The organism is Paenibacillus sp. Dod16 (assembly GCF_049893405.1).
GTDB lineage: Bacteria > Bacillota > Bacilli > Paenibacillales > Paenibacillaceae > Paenibacillus_AQ.
In genome coordinates, this window is the sequence record NZ_JBNDYG010000012.1 from 72,845 (window position 1) to 88,123 (window position 15,279).

At 50.7% G+C, this 15,279-nt stretch carries 16 protein-coding genes; 9 read left to right on the plus strand and 7 right to left on the minus strand.

Annotated features, from left to right (window positions below; genetic code table 11):
• Positions 1-46 precede the first annotated feature (46 nt).
• Complete coding sequence (locus ACPV3A_RS11820; RefSeq protein ID WP_194541369.1) at positions 47-712, plus strand: response regulator; 666 nt, start codon at positions 47-49, stop codon at positions 710-712.
• A gap of 8 nt (positions 713-720) precedes the next feature.
• Here the strand turns inward: ACPV3A_RS11820 and ACPV3A_RS11825 are convergent, their stop codons facing one another.
• On the minus strand, positions 721-891 hold the full coding sequence (locus tag ACPV3A_RS11825) for a hypothetical protein (protein ID WP_426199733.1): 171 nt from the start codon (positions 889-891) through the stop codon (positions 721-723).
• Positions 892-1,060: 169 nt separating this feature from the next.
• Here ACPV3A_RS11825 and ACPV3A_RS11830 point away from each other — a divergent pair, with 169 nt between their 5' ends.
• The 4 genes from ACPV3A_RS11830 to ald all read left to right on the plus strand — a co-directional run bounded on the left by ACPV3A_RS11830 (position 1,061) and on the right by ald (position 7,179).
• Complete coding sequence (locus ACPV3A_RS11830; RefSeq protein ID WP_426199734.1) at positions 1,061-3,058, plus strand: methyl-accepting chemotaxis protein; 1,998 nt, start codon at positions 1,061-1,063, stop codon at positions 3,056-3,058.
• Between the two features lie 182 nt (positions 3,059-3,240).
• Complete coding sequence (locus tag ACPV3A_RS11835; protein ID WP_426199735.1) at positions 3,241-4,161, plus strand: AraC family transcriptional regulator; 921 nt, start codon at positions 3,241-3,243, stop codon at positions 4,159-4,161.
• 107 nt (positions 4,162-4,268) lie between these two features.
• A complete protein-coding gene (locus ACPV3A_RS11840) occupies positions 4,269-5,774 on the plus strand; it encodes an alpha-glucosidase/alpha-galactosidase (RefSeq protein WP_426199736.1) in 1,506 nt (501 codons plus the stop codon).
• 286 nt (positions 5,775-6,060) lie between these two features.
• Positions 6,061-7,179: an alanine dehydrogenase gene (ald, locus tag ACPV3A_RS11845; RefSeq protein WP_426199737.1), complete on the plus strand. Its 1,119-nt coding sequence runs from the start codon at positions 6,061-6,063 to the stop codon at positions 7,177-7,179.
• A 145-nt stretch (positions 7,180-7,324) separates the two neighbouring features.
• On the opposite strand, the gene ACPV3A_RS11850 is transcribed toward ald, so the two are convergent.
• Entirely contained in the window at positions 7,325-8,017 is a 693-nt protein-coding gene (locus tag ACPV3A_RS11850) for a pseudouridine synthase (protein WP_426199738.1), read from the minus strand.
• Positions 8,018-8,209: 192 nt separating this feature from the next.
• Complete coding sequence (locus ACPV3A_RS11855; RefSeq protein ID WP_220686224.1) at positions 8,210-8,770, minus strand: DUF1273 domain-containing protein; 561 nt, start codon at positions 8,768-8,770, stop codon at positions 8,210-8,212.
• A gap of 125 nt (positions 8,771-8,895) precedes the next feature.
• Here ACPV3A_RS11855 and ACPV3A_RS11860 point away from each other — a divergent pair, with 125 nt between their 5' ends.
• On the plus strand, positions 8,896-9,771 hold the full coding sequence (locus tag ACPV3A_RS11860) for a DUF6612 family protein (protein ID WP_339222389.1): 876 nt from the start codon (positions 8,896-8,898) through the stop codon (positions 9,769-9,771).
• 232 nt (positions 9,772-10,003) lie between these two features.
• Here ACPV3A_RS11860 and ACPV3A_RS11865 read toward each other — a convergent pair whose 3' ends face one another.
• Both ACPV3A_RS11865 and ACPV3A_RS11870 read right to left on the minus strand, forming a co-directional pair.
• Positions 10,004-11,026: a DUF4871 domain-containing protein gene (locus ACPV3A_RS11865; protein WP_426199740.1), complete on the minus strand. Its 1,023-nt coding sequence runs from the start codon at positions 11,024-11,026 to the stop codon at positions 10,004-10,006.
• Positions 11,023-11,541, minus strand: coding sequence for an RNA polymerase sigma factor (locus ACPV3A_RS11870; protein ID WP_194545081.1), 519 nt, complete (start codon positions 11,539-11,541; stop codon positions 11,023-11,025). The genes ACPV3A_RS11865 and ACPV3A_RS11870 overlap by 4 nt, the downstream gene beginning before the upstream one ends.
• A 154-nt stretch (positions 11,542-11,695) precedes the next feature.
• On the opposite strand from ACPV3A_RS11870, the gene ACPV3A_RS11875 reads away from it, so the two are divergent.
• Positions 11,696-12,199, plus strand: coding sequence for a hypothetical protein (locus ACPV3A_RS11875; RefSeq protein WP_194541378.1), 504 nt, complete (start codon positions 11,696-11,698; stop codon positions 12,197-12,199).
• A 43-nt stretch (positions 12,200-12,242) separates the two neighbouring features.
• Positions 12,243-12,758: a mismatch-specific DNA-glycosylase gene (locus ACPV3A_RS11880; RefSeq protein WP_426199741.1), complete on the plus strand. Its 516-nt coding sequence runs from the start codon at positions 12,243-12,245 to the stop codon at positions 12,756-12,758.
• 141 nt (positions 12,759-12,899) lie between these two features.
• Here ACPV3A_RS11880 and ACPV3A_RS11885 read toward each other — a convergent pair whose 3' ends face one another.
• Positions 12,900-13,754, minus strand: coding sequence for a 1,4-dihydroxy-6-naphthoate synthase (locus ACPV3A_RS11885; RefSeq protein WP_426199743.1), 855 nt, complete (start codon positions 13,752-13,754; stop codon positions 12,900-12,902).
• Positions 13,751-14,461, minus strand: coding sequence for a futalosine hydrolase (locus tag ACPV3A_RS11890; protein ID WP_194541380.1), 711 nt, complete (start codon positions 14,459-14,461; stop codon positions 13,751-13,753). Before ACPV3A_RS11890 ends, ACPV3A_RS11885 begins: the two co-directional genes overlap by 4 nt.
• Positions 14,462-14,645: 184 nt before the next feature.
• Here ACPV3A_RS11890 and ACPV3A_RS11895 point away from each other — a divergent pair, with 184 nt between their 5' ends.
• Positions 14,646-15,245, plus strand: a complete 600-nt coding sequence (locus ACPV3A_RS11895; RefSeq protein ID WP_194541381.1) for a TetR/AcrR family transcriptional regulator — start codon at positions 14,646-14,648, stop codon at positions 15,243-15,245.
• The last annotated feature ends 34 nt before the right edge of the window (positions 15,246-15,279 follow it).

Here is a 15,279-nt window from a genome sequence, read left to right on the forward strand (position 1 = left end):
TCAGTGAAGCAAGCAAGATATCAGGCTGAAGGAGTCATGAGTGACGATGATCGAAATTTTATTGGTGGATGACCATCCCTCGGTGATGGAGGGAACCAAGGTTCTGCTTGAGCAGGAAAAGGATATGTTCGTGAAGCTTGCCAATACGCCGGAGCGGGCACTGGAGCTGGTGAGCGCGCTGCATTTTGACGTGATGCTGATTGATATGCATATGCCGGGCATGAACGGAATTGATTTGGCCAAGCAGATCCTCCGGATTGCTCCGGACGCGGTAATGCTGATTTATACGGGCTTTGAAGTCAGCAATCATTTTAATTTGATTATGGAGGCCGGACTGGCTGGATTTGTCTCGAAAACGTCGGGCAAAGAGCAGCTGGTAACGGCTGTTCGGTGTGCGCTGCGAGGAGAGGTCGTTCTGCCGTTGACACTCGTGAAGCAGCTCCGCCGCGTTACCGCAAATGGTCCGGAACGGACAGCAGGCGCGCCGGCAGCCCAGTCTATAACCGATAAAGAATATAGTATTCTCAAGGAAATCGCTCGCGGAAAGAGCAACAAAGAGATTGCGGGGACGGTGATCATGAGCCAGCGTTCACTCGAGTACTGCTTAACCAATCTCTTTCAAAAGTTGAATGTGAAGTCACGTATAGAAGCTGCACTGAAGGCAAAGCAAATGGGAATCCTCTCGGATTCGGATTTTGTCCAGATAAGCTGATAGAAGGTTTACTCTTTTTTTCGTTTCAGATCATGAAGCAATGCATCCTTCGATATGATTTTAGGCTTCTTCCGGCTGTTAAATTCATTCCATTCTTCTTCAAGCTGCGCCAAAACCTCTTCAATCTCTTCCGGTGACAAGAGGTCATCGACACCATATTCAAATAGGTCCTTTGTCATGCCGCAAGTAACCACCCTTCCTACTAACAGACTATATCCATCCAGTAACATAAGCATATACACTTACATACCGTTCGTAACCGAAATTCTCTTGCGTGAGCACGCAAGAATTTTGCGGGCCGCCCTGCGATTGTTGTCGAATGATTGCGAATTCAGAGGGTGACTCATAATGAAACGATGGAAGTCTTTGAAATCTCTGTTCGCAATGAAACTCCAGAGTCGTATGCTGCTTGTCATTTTGGGGTCGATCACGATTTTTCTAGCTGTCATGATGACTTATATCAGCATGACTACAACGGAGGAGGCTCTGGATTCGGCCAAGACGCTCGCGGTGACAACGAGTGAGAAGATTGGCGCTCTGGTACAAGCAGAGCTCGACGATGTGATGAACTCCGCACGTACATTGGCTGTAAGCTTTGTTGGAATGAAGGAGAGCGACACCACGAATCGCTCAGCCGTTAATGAAATATTGAGACGAAATCTGGAAGACAATCCTTCCTGGAAAGGGATCTGGACCTTATGGGAGCCGGATGCCTTTGATGGCCAGGATAACGAATACAGAAACAAACAGGGCAGTGACCATACGGGGCGAATGATGTCTTACTGGGCAAGAACGGAATCCGGCCTGGAACGTTCCGTTATCGAGGATTACGAGCACGAAGGGGAAGGTGACTTCTATCTCCTGGCGAAGAACAGCGGCAAGGAAATCATTATGGATCCGTACGTCTTCAAAGTAGGCAACGAAGATGTCATGATGACATCGCTCGTTGTTCCGATTATCGATAACGGCAAGACCGTCGGCGTGGTTGGCGTCGATATTTCCCTGGCGCATTTGCAAAGCATAATGGAGCAGTTCCGATTGTTCGATACGGGTTATGCTCATATCTATTCGAATACCGGCGTGATCGTAACGTCCCCGGAGGACGGATTGATGGGGCAGACGCTTGAGAAGGCATATCCTGGCAAGACGGTTCCTCTTATACTGGATGCGATTCGGGAAGGGGATGTCTATACCGAAGAAGATGCCGAGCTGTACAAGCTGTATACGCCCATTAAGACCGGATTGACGGAAACGCCATGGTCTGCCGCTATCATTATCCCGATGGATGAGATTACGGCGAAGTCGGATGCACTGATCATCTCCATTATCGTTGCTGGTGCAGCCACCTTGGTAGCTATGGCAGCTGTCGTAGTCCTGTTAACGAGATCCATCGTGAAGCCGTTGGGCGTTTCCGTTTCTATCGGCGAGTTCATGTCGAAGGGAGACTTCACGCAGGAGGTTCCTGCGGCTTATCTTCGCAGAGCCGACGAAATCGGCACATTGTCCCGTGTATTTGCGGAGCTGCTGGAGAGCATGCGGGAGATGATCGGCAGAGTGAACATGAACGCATCATCGGTAGCCGCCGCTTCACAGCAGCTGTCAGCTGGTGCCGAGGAACTGGCTGTTGGGAGCAGCAGTCAGGCTGAATCCGTGCAGACCGTCAGTGAGTTGTTCCATGAATGGTCGAATGCCATCAATTCGGTTGCAAGCGACGCCTCGGCAGCATCCGAGCTTGTAAATCAGACCTCCGGCATTGCAACGGAAGGCAGCGGCATCGTCCAGCAATCGGTGGAAGGCATGAATCGGGTACGGGATCAGGTTGCCAAACTCGAAGCGGACTCCCAGCGGATCGGTGAGATCATCGAGGTCATCGACGATATCGCCAAGCAGACCAACCTGCTTGCCCTTAATGCGACGATCGAGGCTGCTCGGGCCGGCGATCAAGGAAGAGGCTTCGCCGTGGTGGCGGATGAAGTGCGTAAGCTGGCCGAACGCAGTGGAGGGGCCACGAAGCAGATTGCCGAAATCATCAAGGGCATGCAGAAGAATACGGCCGATAGCGTGGAGGCGGTGAATCAAGGCGTTATCCACACGGAAAAAGCCGGGGAAGCTTTTGCCTACATTACAAGCATGGTGAATGAATCGGCGGGCAAAGTGATGGATATTGCAGCCGCCAGCGAGGAGCAGGCAGCCCRGGCTGCCGAGGTTGCAACCGCCATTGAAACGATATCTTCGTCGACGGAGGAAACGGCGGCTACAAGCGAGGAATCGGCTGCAACGGCACAATCGCTTGCCGAGCTTGCCGAAGAGCTGAACCATACCGTATCGGCCTTCAAAATCTCGTAGCACCACTGGCATATTGATGATAAGCTTGGCCTAAGGGCCAGGCTTTTTTTCATGCAAGGCATTGGCGGCCTGCTATCGCAAGAAAAACTACTTCTAACCGCGGTCTGTTTTTTGTAAGGACGTCGATAGATGTTTTTCTATGAATTGGAACTCCGTAATGCTTGGACAAAGGAGGAAAACGTGTGAATGGCAGCTTGTTTCAGCAGATGTTAGAAGAGGGGGATTACGTCCCGCGCTTTTACGCCTATTACTATAAGCAGTGGATGGATTATGAAATGCCTTACCATCAGCATGATTCAACCGAAATTATGTATATGATCTCAGGGGTATGCCGGATTGACGTGAAGGTAGGCGATACGGAAAAGAGTCTCACGCTGAAAAAAGGGGAGTTTATGGTACTGGATGCCGATGTCCCGCATCGGTTAATCGTTGAGCAGGCGGCCTCCTGCCGAATGCTGAATGTGGAATTCGGGTTTATGGAAACTGAAGAAAGGTCACTTTCTCTTAGGCAGATTGCCCGGGAGGAGCAAGAGGTATCTTTTCTGTTGAATCGGCCGTTTCCCTACTTGGTGTTAGTGGATCAAGAGGAGGTATATCCGGTGTTAAGGAGCCTCGTCCTTGAACTTGATCAAAGAGGGACTGAGGGCAGAATGATGACGCATATGCTGTTTATTCAGCTGCTTGTATGCATCGCCCGGCTGTATGATGAAAGGGAACGTAGCGAAATGCAGCAGAGCGAGTTCTACATTAAACGAAGCGTCGATTTCTTGCATCAGAACTATGACCGCAATATTCAGGTGAAAGACGTTGCCGCTGAGGTGAATCTGCATCCCGGCTACTTGCATCGAGTATTCCGCAGAGGGACGGGCAGAACAATAACCGAGTATCTGACCATGATTCGAATGGAAAAGGCCAAAATGCTGCTGGAGCAGACGGATATCCCCATCCATGAAATATCGGATTATGTGGGTGTTGGCAGCAGACAGTATTTTCATATGTTGTTCAAGAAGTATGCGGACACCACGCCGGTGGAATATCGGCTGCGGAAGGACCGCAATGCCTGGAAATACGGTGATCAGGATGCCGGAGCAGATAAGAAGTGAGGATTTTTGACTCAGAAGAGTTCAAGAGGTCATAATTTTGATAACGCTTTCTACCACTTGATTGTTACAATAACTACAATCTAATTTGCAGCTAAGGAGTGGATAGAATGTCATTTAAGGTTGCTTTTATCGGAGCGGGAAGCATCGGCTTTACCCGGGGAATTCTGCGTGACTTGTTGACTGTACCGGAGTTTAGGGATATCGAGGTCGCATTCACCGACATCAGCCAGCATAACCTGGATATGGTCACGGAATTGTGTCAGCGGGACATTATCGAGAATGGGCTGTCGATTGCGATTCAGTCCACCACGGATCGACGACAAGCCCTGCAGAATGCCAAATATGTCATCTGCACCATTCGCGTGGGTGGATTGGAGGCGTTTCGCACGGATGTGGACATTCCGCTGAAATACGGCATCGATCAGTGCGTAGGCGACACGCTCTGTGCAGGCGGCATTATGTATGGCCAGCGGGGAATCCCCGAGATGCTGAACATTTGCCGGGATATTCGCGAGGTGAGCGCGCCAGATGCACTGCTGCTGAACTATTCGAACCCGATGGCTATGCTGACATGGGCATGCAATCAGTATGGCGGCGTGCGGACGATTGGTTTATGTCATGGCGTGCAGCATGGGCATCACCAAATCGCCGAGGTGTACGGTCTAAAGAAACAGGAGGTCGATATTGTCTGTGCCGGAATTAACCATCAGACTTGGTATATTCAAGCCTCGCATCAAGGCAAGGATTTGACGGCTGGACTGCTGGATGCGTTCGAACGGCATCCGGAGTACAGCAGGACTGAGAAGGTTCGCATCGATATGCTGCGACGTTTTGGGTATTACAGCACCGAGTCCAACGGCCATCTAAGCGAATATGTTCCTTGGTACCGTAAACGGCCGGAGGAAATTACGGAGTGGATCGACCTCAGCAGCTGGATAAACGGAGAGACGGGCGGATATTTGCGAGTCTGTACCGAGGGACGCAACTGGTTCGAGACCGATTTCCCGAACTGGATGAAAGATCCGGCTATGGAGTACACGCCGGAGCAACGAGGAGAGGAGCATGGCTCCTACATTATTGAAGGCTTGGAAACCGGCCGGGTATACCGGGGCCATTTTAATGTGGTGAATCAGGGCATTATCTCCAATCTGCCGGATGATGCAATCATTGAGGCGCCGGGTTACGTGGACCGCAACGGCATTTCCATGCCGCATGTAGGGAATTTGCCGTTAGGGCCGGCTGCCGTGTGCAACGCAAGCATATCCGTGCAACGGCTAGCGGTTGAAGCGGCGGTTCACGGAGATGACAAGCTGCTTCGTCAGGCATTTATGATGGATCCGCTGGTCGGTGCGGTATGTAATCCGAAGGAAATTTGGCAGCTGGTCGATGAAATGCTGGTAGCCGGTGAAGCATGGCTTCCTCAATACGCGGCTTCGATCGCCGAAGCGAAGGCACGGCTAACATCTGACAATCTGATACCCACCCGTCCGTATGAAGGAGCAGCGAGACTCAAGGTGAAGACGGTGGAGGAGATGCAGCTCGACCGGGAGAAGGCGAACAAAAACGCAGGTGAATCCGACAAAGGGAAGGATCGCGAAAAAACGTTAAGCTGATTGCGCATTAACGAAGGTTTCAAACAACAGAAATACTTATGGTTTCATGAATGCGTATTATACAAACACTTGGGCGAGGATGATATAACGGACAAAAATCCGTTATAATTCCTCTGCCAGAAGTGTTTTTTTTCTGCATGCAGTTCATCTTTCACCTGCATATACTACGGATACATAGATATAAATTCGGATGGACAATCCCATACCTTAGACAGGTACACAGTTTGGGTAAAAATGGTTACAATTCAATTAGATAGGCAAAGCTCACCATTAAGGAGGCATGGGGATGATCATTGGGGTTCCCAAAGAAATCAAAAATAACGAGAGCCGTGTAGGCATGACGCCGGGTACGGTCGTTAGTTTCAGGAATGCCGGGCACGAAGTGCTTGTTCAATCCGGGGCAGGCCATGGGATCGGATTTACGGATGAAGCTTACAGAGCGGCTGGAGCCAAGGTGGTTGCTTCGGCTGCCGAAGCGTGGAAAGCCGAGATGGTTGTGAAGGTGAAGGAACCCCTGCAAGAGGAGTATGAATACTTTCAAGAGGATATGATCCTATATACGTATCTGCACTTGGCCCCCGAGCCGGAACTGACCAAAGCACTGGTCGACCGTAAGGTGAGTGCCGTTGCTTATGAAACGATACAATTAACGGATGGCAGCTTGCCGCTGCTGACACCGATGAGTGAGGTGGCAGGAAGAATGTCCATCCAAATCGGGGCGCATTTCCTGGAAAAAGCACATGGTGGCAAGGGTGTCCTTCTAAGCGGCGTACCTGGGGTCGCACCGGGTAAGGTTACCGTTATCGGCGGCGGCATCGTTGGCACCAATGCGGCAAGAATTGCGCTGGGACTCGGTGCGGACGTCAGCATCCTCGATATTAATCCCGGCCGACTTCGTCAACTGGATGATCTTTTCCAAGGGCGGGTCAAAACGATTATGTCCGATCCGTATCATATTGCGGAATCAGTGAAGGCCGCCGACCTTGTCGTGGGTGCGGTATTGATCCCCGGTGCAAGGGCTCCTCGCCTCGTAACGGAAGAGATGGTAAAAGAGATGAGCCCGGGATCGGTCATCGTGGATGTGGCAATTGACCAAGGAGGCTCGATCGAGACGATTGACCGGATCACCACGCATGATAACCCGACTTATGAAAAGCATGGCGTTATTCATTATGCCGTAGCCAACATGCCGGGCGCCGTAGCCAGAACCTCCACCATGGCACTGACCAATGTAACGGCACCGTATGGGTTGAGAATAGCAAGTAAAGGGCTCCGCCCGGCCGCTCGTCATGATAAAGCGCTTGCCAAGGGCATCAATGTCATCGACGGCAAGGTAACCTATGAAGCGGTTGCGGCGGCTCATGGTTATGCGTATACCAGCATTGACGATTATTTGCTGGCATAGCGATAACAAGTTTTACAGCATGCAGAGCCATTTTTCATATACTTGACACGATACCAAGGTTTGACGTAAACCTTAGCGGTGCTTTCGCTCGGCCGCCGTGGGCAAAGCTGAAAAATGGCTTTTTATGTTGGTTAGACGCCTTCGCCTAGTTCAACATGAACAGGAGCTGATGCAGTTCCGTTTCCTTCAAATGCCTCCACTCCCCCCGTTCGAGCTGATCCAGTGTAATATTCATAATCCGAACACGCTCCAGCTTCAGGACTCTGTACCCCAAGGCTTTACACATTCTGCGGATTTGCAGATTAAGGCCCTGCGTCAAAATAATACGAAATACATCTTCGCTTTGCCTGTAAACCTCGCATGGTTTGGTTATGACGTCCAGGATTTCAACGCCTTGAGACATCGCTTGCATAAATTCGTCCGTAACGGGTTTGTCCACGGTCACCACATATTCTTTCTCATGATTATGCTCCGAACGCATCATTTTGTTCACAATATCTCCGTCGTTCGTGAGTAAAATCAACCCCTCAGATGCTTTATCCAACCTCCCGATGGCAAAAATGCGCGATGGATAGTTAATATACTGAATAATGTTTCCCTCCACATGCTCAGCTGCCGTACAGACAATACCGATGGGTTTATTGAGAGCCAGGTAAACCGCTTCGCTATCGTTACGAGGAATTTTCTTTCCATCTATCAACACGATATCGTGCAGCTCAACGTCCGCCCCTTTTTCACACACCTTGCCATTGATTGTAATGCGTCCGGCTGCAATCAATCGGTTGGTTTCTCTGCGCGAGCAATATCCCGTTTCGCTTATGTATTTGTTAATTCGCATGCTCCACCGCTTCTCATGTGTCATATTGCCACAGGTTCATTTTAGTTAGTTCAACTTCTCTTTTCCTTGATCTTTGTGAAATTTGGCATGCTCCAGCTGGGGAGATTCGCCAGCCGGAATTCCTCGAGCGATCCAGTTGGGAACATAACAGCTCCTCTGGCGGATCGAAGTGGTAACCGGGGAATATCGAGCCTAGTAAAAATCCTGCGACATGCTCTCTTCGTCTGCAACAGCCTGTATCTCCTCCGATCCGATGCTGATAAAGCGGTAGCCTTCGGCTGCCTGCTTCTTCAGGGCACGCTCTTTGATGAACTTGGGGCTGGCTTCGCCGTTATCTTCGTCATACACGAGCAGAATACCATCGGTTTTGCGGAGAAGCAGATCATCCCTGGCCGTAAACTGCCATGGCCCCTGATAAGGGCCCTTGCTGACGGGTGCATAGAAGTCTACCCCCTTCATCACTTCCTGGAAATAAGCTTTTTTATCGTCGTTCCATTGCTCCTCGGGATTCTGGTAGGCCGTCAGAATGGAGCATTTCAGGTTGGGGTATTGGGACTTTAGTTCGATAGCCGCTTCGATGGCCCATAGGTCCACGCCATATTGTCCTGGCGTGATGACCCACCGGAGGCCTTCCTCAAGCAGTGGAACCAGGCGATTGGCAATCGCCTTACGTATATAAGGTATGCCTTGGTGTTTGTTATTGTAAATACCGAGCTCGTGGGCCCGATATCCGGTAATCAGAATGTTTTCCAATCGAGCACGCTCCCTGACAAAGAATAGGTCTAGTGTACCTTTTTCGGAAATTTTGATCAATCGATGTTACAAATCGTATAGAATGGGGAAGTAACTCGGAATACATATTTTAGGAGGACATTCGATTGAAGAAGTGGACAGCAGCATTACTAGGGGCAATTTTGGTTATGAGTATGACGGCATGCGGTAAGGACAACAAAGCAGCAGATGACGCCGCAACGCCGCCAGCAACAGAACAAGGGACGACTCCTTCGACAGAGACGCCAGCTAAAGAAGAACCGAAGGAGGATGCTCTTCCGACTGCTGACGAGCTTCTCCAGAAATCGGCCGAAGCTTCCCAGAATTTGAAGAGCTTTGCGATGAAAGCCGATGTTAAACAGCATATCGTGGTTGAAGGCGAAGAGAAGCAGGAGCAGGATGTTAATATGTCGCTTGATTCGGAACTTACGCTCGAGCCGGTGGAGATGATGCAGAACGTCGTGATGGATTCTCCGGAAGGCAAGGTCGAGATGAAGCAGTATATAACGGAAGACGGTATTTACATGCTCATGGATGGTCAATGGATGCAGGTTCCGAAGGAATCGGAGCAGGAGATCCGTGATAGCCTGGATCCAAGCAGTGCGAGTCCGGAGCAGCAGGTAGAGCAGTTCAAGACCCTTGCTAAGGACTTCAAGGTAACGGAGGATGGAGACACATACGTCCTGACGGCGGATGTCTCCGGCGACAATCTGAAGGAGCTTGCCAAGTCCATGATGAGTCAAGCGGGCAACGATCCGCAGATGGAAGCCATGATGGATCAAATGGATATCAAGAGCATCCATATTATTTATGGCGTACAGAAGGAATCTTACCTGCCTGCAACAACCGATTTGGACATGGTGATGGCAATGGAAGCCGAAGGTCAGAAGGTATCCTTGGATATGAAAATGAAGAGCACCTACTCGAAGCATAACGAAATCAGCAAGATCGAAGTGCCGAAGGAAGCATTGAACGCGGAATAATGTTGTTCGGCTGATGAAATAAAAGGAATAAGAAATTTATGATATTCCTCATGAAAAGGCTGCCCCGATTCTGTAGATGCCTACAGACCGGGGCAGCCTTGTTTTTATCTAAAGGTCTCATTTCAAGGGTTTGGTCAAGGCAGCGTCTGCCTCAAATAGAGAACGAGGAGTGACATGAGTCGTGTTTGAATTCATGATCATAAGTAGCTCATATAATTTGGGACATCGCTATTTAAGGCTTATCGACCTCCACAATGACGCTGTCGAACAGCTGACCGTTAATGGAGACCATAATGCGCCATAGTCCTGGCGAAGGCAGCGACATGGAGGTAGGTATTGCTGCATCGGCGCCGTTTAACGGAGAGGGCCGTAAACCGGCAACTTTAAAGACATCGATGATCTCGGACGTGTTTCTTTTTACAGCCGTAATGTGCAAGTCACCCGTTAATTCCTCGTCTCGCCCCCAGAAATGCCACATGTATTTATTGGGCTGACCAGCTATAAAGCCCGGATCAATAAAGCCGAGACGCCCTTCGATGCCCGTCATTTCAGTGGGAGGATATTTTGAGGAAAGCATCGCCTCCACCGGGTCTTCAGAAGCAGCCGAAACGAAACTCGGACTCGGCTCCCAGCTGCTGTCCGGCACATCGACCACGATATCGCCGTACTTCTCCTGATCCACCATTACGTCGAAACGCCATAAACCGGAGAGCGGCAGGGCAAAACGGGAAGATACTCGCGTAAAGTCATTGTATGCCATATCGGAAGTAATCTTCGTCTCAGCTAGCTCTTCAAGGGTAATGCCCGTATCCCGGTGTACGGCGGATATGCGGATCGTTTTCCCTTCAAGATCTTGAATGGGGGTTAGAAGATTCCACCAGGCACCGGCTGGAGAGCCCGCTACATTATCCCCGCCCGGAAATGCCTGAAGTTTATCTACGCCATCCTCCGTGTACACGCTGCGGGGAGCCCAATCGGCAGCATTCCCCCAACCCTTGATCGGGATCAGCTGTTGAATCACGGGTGATTCACGCCATCCCCATGCCGCCACGATTAGAAGAAGCATGAACACACTTGCGGTCATAATACGCAGACGTGTTGGAGACCTCCGTTTTTTTCTGCCCATTCTTACAGAGCCATTAGCAGCGTTGTTTAATACACTGGATCTCATCTCTTCGGTGAACATCGGCTCGTTAAATGGAGAAGAAGCGAGTTCCTGAATCCAATCGGGCTGTAGCTCTTGTTCGGTCTTCACTGGACATCCTCTCCTTTCAACATCATTTCCATTCGGGCTCGAGCCCGGTGCAGTCTGGATTTGATTGTTCCTTCGGATATGCCGAGCAGTTCCGCTATTTCTTTTCGCGGCAGCTGGTAATGGGATTCAAGAATCAGCACCTCCCGGTATTTGGGCGGCAGCTCCAACACGTACTTCCAAATCTGCGAGACGGCAGCGGCATCCATAAACTCTTTTTCAGCGGAGGGTTTGGTCTGCTTGGAAGTGATCCAGCCGGTTAATGATACCCTTGTCATATAGGAAGACTTGAGATAGTTCAGGGAAAGATTGCGGGTGATGGTTAACAGCCATGTTTTGACAGAGCTTCGGCCCTGAAAATCATTCCAGTGCTTAAATGCTCTCAAAAACACGTCCTGACTGATATCGTCAGCCGCATCTTTGCGTTTCGTTAGGAAGAATGCATAGTTCCATACGTCCTGGCCGAAGGACTCCATCCAGTCACTCAGCACGGTGCTCGCATCATTCACGGCCACCATCGATTTAAGGTACTCCAATAACATCACCTCGACTATTAGACAATCAAATGACGGATCGGTTCCCGAATTTCCCGCAAAAAAATTGAAACAATTTAATCTGCAAATCGTTGTATGAATAACAGGTATGCAGGAATCGAGGAAGGGGAGAAGTCCTATGCATTTATATTTTAAGGATAACTTTTTTAGCTCGGGTATAACAGATATTATGGATAGGGAAGGCAGTGTCATAGGAAGTCTGGATTTGAAGAGCGCTTTCGGCTCCTCGCTGGACGTATATAACGCTTCGGGAGATCCGGTATGCAGCGGGTCGTTTCGATTCTTCTCGAACAAATGGAATATTACTGGCGGCAATGGGGAAGAACTGGGCCTGCTGCGCATGCGGATGAGTTTTTTTACGAAAAAATTCGAATACGATGCGGGATCGCGGGGCGTATACGAGATCACTTCGCCTGCTTTTTCCAATGAGTATGAAATAACGGATGATGCCGGAGGGGGCATCGCCTCTTTTTCCCGCATTAGCGGCTGGCTTCAAGCCGGAGCCTATCAGCTTCAGAATGAGAGCGACGTTCTTGGTGACTGGGAGCTTGTTGCCGTCGTGATGGGCATTCACCAGATACGCAAACGCAACAACAGCGCTGCCGCATCGAGCTCTCATTAAGCTCAAGGGAACCCAGATTTAGATGATGAGAGGAGGAAGCAAAATGGATGAAGTCAGCGATCATCTGGATTATGGATTGACTCTTGTATTTATCGGTTTTAATCCGAGTTTGCGATCCGGGGAGGTCGGTCATCATTATGCGAACCCTCGCAACAATTTTTGGAGGATTCTGCATAAATCCGGTTTGACCACGCGCTTATATGAAGCCGCTGAGGATGGGGAATTGCTTAAGCTAGGGTACGGATTTACCAATATTGTAGCCAGGCCCACAAGGGGGGCCGAAGACATAACCCGCGAAGAGTACAGGCTCGGTAGAGAGACGCTGCGCGAGAAGCTGGCCAAGTACAGACCGGAGGTTGCCTGCTTTGTCGGCAAGGGCGTGTATACCGAATTCAGCGGCAAAGCCAAGGCGGATTGGGGAATTCAGCCGGACTCCGTCATTGACGGCGTGCGTGAGTTTGTAGCTCCTTCTTCCAGCGGACTGGTGAGAATGCCCATGGATGAGATTATCGGAATTTATCGGCGATTGCATGATTTTATATCGAGGAATGAGTACTGAACAGGAGTGTACGACAAGAACCATTCATGGGTGGACAATGAAAAAGAGGAGCGTCCAGGAGACCCGGTTGTCGGGTTCTTGGTGCTCCTCTTATGAATATAGAAAATATAAGCTATCAGTGAAGCCGTTTAGGCCGCCGTATTACGGACGCTTCAGCAGCGCAGGATCAATCCTCGGCACAAGCCCTTCATCGGCTGCGCGATTCAGCAGGGCTGAAATTGCGGCATAGCCATCTTCGCCCAGCTCCGCGGTAAATGGATTGACGTACAGGTCGATGTGAGCATCGGCGACATCCGGATCCATTTCCTGAGCGTGATGGAGGACATAGGCCCGAGAGTCCTCGGGATGTTTCCAGGCATATTCGACAGAGGAGCGGATCCAGTTCGAGATGCTTGCCAGATCCAGCGACCTGCGGGCCACAATCGCTCCCAGAGGAATAGGCAGATTGGTATCGGACTCCCACCAGCTGCCCAGATCCGTCATCATCTTCAATCCATAAGACGAATAGGTGAACCGTGCTTCGTGAATGACCAGCCCGGCATCAATCGCTCCATCCCGGACAGCCGGCATAATCTGATCGAACGGCATCACCACGATTTCGCCAAGCCCTCCGGGTACGTTCTGTGCGGCCCACAGACGGAACAACAGATAAGCCGTGGAGCGCTCGCTTGGAACGGCTACCCGCCTGCCGGACAAATCCGCAGGGCTGTCAGGGGTTTTACCATCCGTCAGCTTGTCCGCTGTCAGAACGAGCGGCCCGCATCCGCGGCCAAGTGCTCCTCCGCAGGGCAGAAGGGCATATTCATCCAGCACCCAGGGGAGCGCGGCATAGGATATTTTTAAGATATCATGTTCTCGATCTTCGGCTGCCCAGTGATTGGTGATATCGATATCCGCATAGGATACATCCAGCTTGGGGGCGCCTGGAATCCGTCCGTGAACCCAGGCATGAAATACAAATGTGTCGTTGGGGCAAGGGGAAAAAGCGATTTTCATCGTAACACCTCCGGTAGTAATGAACTTGCGGTCTCAAGCGCCTGCAGCGCCTCCTTGATCTTCCATGCACTGCGGTCCCGCGGACCGACCTGATTGGAAATGGACCGGATTTCGAGCACGGGCACACCGACTGCAGCGGCAGCGGTGGCCACGCCGAAGCCCTCCATCGCCTCGGCTGCGGCGTCCGGTACCCGGTGGAGGAGACGTGCGGCCGTTGCGGCTGTTCCCGTCGTAGTGGAGACCGTCAGAACGGGCCCGAGGGTTACGGGAACGCCAGCATGTTGTAAGGCCTCCGCGAGTTTGCGGGCGGAATCCGGATGTGCCTGCACCCGATCCGTTCCGAAGCCGAGCTCCTGGACGCTGCTGAAGCCGTCTTCAGTTTCGGAACCGAGATCAGCGGCAATGATGGTGTCCGCAATAACGATGGAACTAACCTCAGCCTGACCGGCAAATCCTCCAGCGATACCTGCGCTGATAACCCAATCATAGGTGCCTTGAACCAACTTGCGGGCAGTCGCAGCAGCGGTTGCCGCTGGGCCGACTCCACCCGCGATGACATCAAATCCGTGAGCATGGTTAAGCCCGCGCTGCACGGCTTCTTTTTCAGCATCGACCGCCGTGACAATAAGTACGCGTGTGGATGACGGGTCTTGCGAGTTATGTGACTCGGTTATATCCACCGAGTTGGATGGGGTATGTTTCTGCATGTTATTTATCTCCTTCTTGGCTGTAACGATAAACATCGTTATCCTTTTACGTTATAACGTTCTTGTGGCGATGTAAAGTCTCGTGCATAAGACTGGACTTTATCTGTAGCAGCAACTTTCCGATATAGAGTATAATGGACGGTAACTTACATACATCATGAGTAGATTCGGAGGTTGGATAGCTTTGCGTAAGAAGGGTGCGAACGGACAAGAAAGCCGGGCTAGACTACTGATTGTCGCTGCTAATGAATTTGCAAAGTCAGGATACCATCAGACCAAGATCAGCACCATCGTTTCTCGGGCTGGATTGACGCAGCCGTCATTCTATTTGTATTTTGAGAGCAAAGAAGCCGTGTTCAAGGAGCTGGTGGAGAAATTTCGAGCTGAGCTCAAGATCCTGCTCGAGGGCAGCAGATTGGAAAGTGGAATCGATGAGAATCATGTGACCGGCCGTTTGCAGAGCGTACTGACAGGGTTGTTCGCGTTTCTTGGCAAAGACCCGGATCTGACGCAAATCGGTTTTTTTATTGGGGATGACGCGGTGATCGTAAAGTCGGAAATGGCAGCCATGATTGAGCAAAATCTGAAAGCTGAGCAGCGGGACGGGTATTTTGACGGTGAATCCGATATGCATATCGTTGCGGAGTGCTTGGTCGGTGTCATTGAAAGACTGACCTCGCAGCAGCTTCTGACAGGCAAGCGGACTCCTGAGGATCTTGCGCGTCACGTGGTGAGTTTATTTATGCACGGTATCAGCATTTATCCAGCTAAGCGGGCTACATAAGGCAATGAAATTCAATGTACAAAAATAAGATAAT